The 2,763-nt window shown below is 70.9% G+C and carries 4 protein-coding genes; 2 read left to right on the plus strand and 2 right to left on the minus strand.

The features are described from left to right. Positions 1–329, plus strand: a 329-nt coding sequence (locus ACIKT0_RS16530; RefSeq protein WP_407106476.1) for a nicotinate-nucleotide--dimethylbenzimidazole phosphoribosyltransferase, incomplete at its 5' end; no start/stop codon positions are given. 7 nt (positions 330–336) lie between these two features. Here ACIKT0_RS16530 and ACIKT0_RS16535 read toward each other — a convergent pair. Together ACIKT0_RS16535 and ACIKT0_RS16540 are read right to left on the minus strand one after the other, a co-directional pair. After that, positions 337–570 (minus strand): hypothetical protein, encoded by a 234-nt coding sequence (locus tag ACIKT0_RS16535; protein WP_407106477.1) that lies wholly within the window; start codon positions 568–570, stop codon positions 337–339. 123 nt (positions 571–693) lie between these two features. Next, positions 694–2,253, minus strand: a complete 1,560-nt coding sequence (locus ACIKT0_RS16540; protein WP_407106478.1) for a sensor histidine kinase — start codon at positions 2,251–2,253, stop codon at positions 694–696. Between the two features lie 69 nt (positions 2,254–2,322). On the opposite strand from ACIKT0_RS16540, the gene ACIKT0_RS16545 reads away from it, so the two are divergent. Beyond that, on the plus strand, positions 2,323–2,763 hold a 441-nt coding region (locus ACIKT0_RS16545), incomplete at its 3' end, for a uracil-DNA glycosylase family protein (protein ID WP_407106479.1).

Below are 2,763 nucleotides of genomic sequence, written 5' to 3' on the forward strand. Positions count from 1 at the left end.
AGTTCGCGGCGATCGGCGGCGCCATCCTGGCCGCGCGCCTCGAAGGCGTGCCGGTGGTCATCGACGGCTTCGTGGCGACGGCTGCGGCCGCCGTGCTGCACGCCTATGACGCAAGCGCGCTCGCGCATTGCGTGGCAGGCCACAAATCCGCCGAGGCCGGCCACAAGCGGCTGCTGAAGCGGCTGGAGCTCAAGCCGCTCCTCGATCTCGACATGCGCCTCGGGGAAGGCTCCGGCGGCGCGCTCGCGGTGACCATCGTCAAGGCCGCCGTCGCCTGCCACACCGGCATGGCGACCTTCGCCGAAGCCGCGGTGTCGGAGAAGGGCTGAGAGCCCGTCAGATAGGCAACTCGACCGGCTCCTCGGAGAGCGGAATCTCGGTTGAGCGGCGGGCGCTCTCCAGCGCGGCGTAGTGCAGGGCGGCGTCGCGGCTGGCGAACAGGCCGCCGCCATGGCCTCGGCGCTCCACCGCGACCCACTGGCCGAGGCGGTTCTGGCCGACGATGAAGTCGGGCGTCGGGGCGAGCCCGGATCGGGCGGAGGGAGGCTTCGTGTCTGCGGGCGTGGTCATGGGGTTCGTTCGGTGAACGGCGCGACGGGTGCGCCGCCCCACGAAAGCTATGAAGCCGTTCGTGAGGGGGCGATGCGGTCCCGGCGGCCCGGGCGTTGGGTTTCCGTGAGCATCGCGGCCTGATCAGCCCGCGCGCCTGAGCGCGGCGGCCGGGGCTTCCGCCCGGGGTCTGGCCGGGGCGCCTTTCTCGGGGATCGGCGCGAGCGGCGCCATCACGCGGGTCGCGGGCAGCGTCACGATGACCTCGGTGCCTTCGCGCAGGCGGCTCTTCAGGGAGAAGCTTCCGCCGTGGAGGTCGATCAGCCCCTTCACGATCGGCAGGCCGAGCCCCGCGCCTTGTTCGGCGGTCTTGATCGCGAGCGTGCCCTGGCCGAACGACGCCAGCACGGTCGGTATCTCGTTCTCCGGAATGCCCGGTCCGGTGTCGGCGACCGAGACATACTGGCCGCCCGAGGCGGTCCAGCCGACCTTGAGCCGGATCTCGCCGCCCTGCGGGGTGAACTTGATGGCGTTCGACAGCAGGTTGAGCGTGATCTGGCGCATCGCGCGCTCGTCCGCCCACACCGGCGGCAGGCCGGCCTCCACCGCCTCCCGGATGACGATGCCGCGGTTCTTGGCGCGCAGCTTCAGCAGATGGTGGCAGTCCTCCACCACATAGGCGAGGTGGACGCTCTCCTCGTTGAGCTCGTAGCGCCCGGCCTCGATCCGCGACAGGTCGAGGATCTCGTTGATCAGGTTGAGCAGGTGCTGCCCGCTCTGGTGGATGTCGCCGGCGTATTCCTTGTAGGTCGGGGTCGCGTGCGGGCCGAAGATCTCCGACTTCATCACCTCCGAGAAGCCGAGGATCGCGTTCAGCGGCGTACGCAGTTCGTGGCTCATGGTGGCGAGGAAGCGGGATTTCGCGAGGTTCGCCTCCTCGGCGCGGCGCCGGGCCTCGTCGGAGTTCGCCTTGGCCTGTTCGAGCTCGCCGATCAGGGCGTCCTTCTCGGCCCGGAACTCCAGAGTCTCCAGCGTGTTGCGGTAGAGCCGGTGGGCGAGCAGCAGGAAATAGACCTCCGTGCCGGCCGTCATCGCGGCGACCGCGGTCGAGGCCGCGCCGCCATGCAGCGTGTAGACGGCGATCACCAGCGAGGCGATCGGCAGGGTCGCGGCCCACACCGCGGCCGGGACGCTCGCGGCCAGCATGGTGGCGACCGCCACGCCGACCAGCATCACGAACAGCGAGATGACCTCGGCCGTCTCGCCTCCGGGGTCGGCGCGCCCGAGCAGCACGATGATCGACGCCCAGGCGACAGCGTTGACGGCCTCCGCCAGGACGAAGCGCAGCTTCCACGTCCTGATCTTCAGCTTGTCGGCCGGCCTGCGCAGGAAGCGTCGGGCGAACAGCGCGATCATGCCGTGGCCGGCCGCGACCGCGACGAGCCAGCCCGCGGCCAGCTGCGGCGCGATCCAGAGCGTCGCGACCGCCGCGATCACGCTCGCCAGCGCGAGCGCCACCACGGCGGCCGAAAGCCGGTTCTGCGCATATATGCGTGCGAGTTCGAGGTCGAAGGCCGGGCGGACGCCGCTCGACGAGGTCAGCCGCTCGCGCTCCGCGCGCAGCTTGGCGGTCACGGCGCGACGGCGATCGGGCGTGTCGTTCGGCCTGCGGTCGGACGTCCCGTCCGACGGAAGATCGAACATGTCCACGATTTGGCCTGCCCCGCGCCCTAGGTTGAGACGCGTGGACGATGACGGGAAACGATTAAGGCCGTGCTGACGGATCCGTTCGAATTGGCTTCGCCGCTTGAGAGGCCGGAGCAGCCGCGCGCCGAGGCGCGCCTCGACGCGCTGCTCGGGCGGGTGCGCGCCTGCCGGATCTGCCGCGAGGCGCCCGTGCGGCGACCACTGCCGCACGAGCCGCGTCCTGTCGTGCGGGCGCGCTCGACCGCCCGGATCGCGATCTGCGGCCAGGCGCCCGGAACCCGCGTGCATGCGAGCGGGGTGCCGTTCTCCGATCCCTCGGGCGTCCGGCTGCGCCGCTGGCTCGGGGTGACGGACGAGGAGTTCTATGACGAGAGCCGGATCGCGATCGTGCCGATGGGCTTCTGCGTCCCCTCGATCTCCGCTAACGCTCCAACGCGGCGCGAACGAGGCGGCGCAGCTCCGGCGCAGCCTCGTCCTCGAACCACGGATTCTTCTTCAGCCAGCTGT

The sequence above is a fragment of the Hansschlegelia beijingensis genome, assembly GCF_045505405.1.
Lineage (GTDB): Bacteria > Pseudomonadota > Alphaproteobacteria > Rhizobiales > Methylopilaceae > Methylopila > Methylopila beijingensis_A.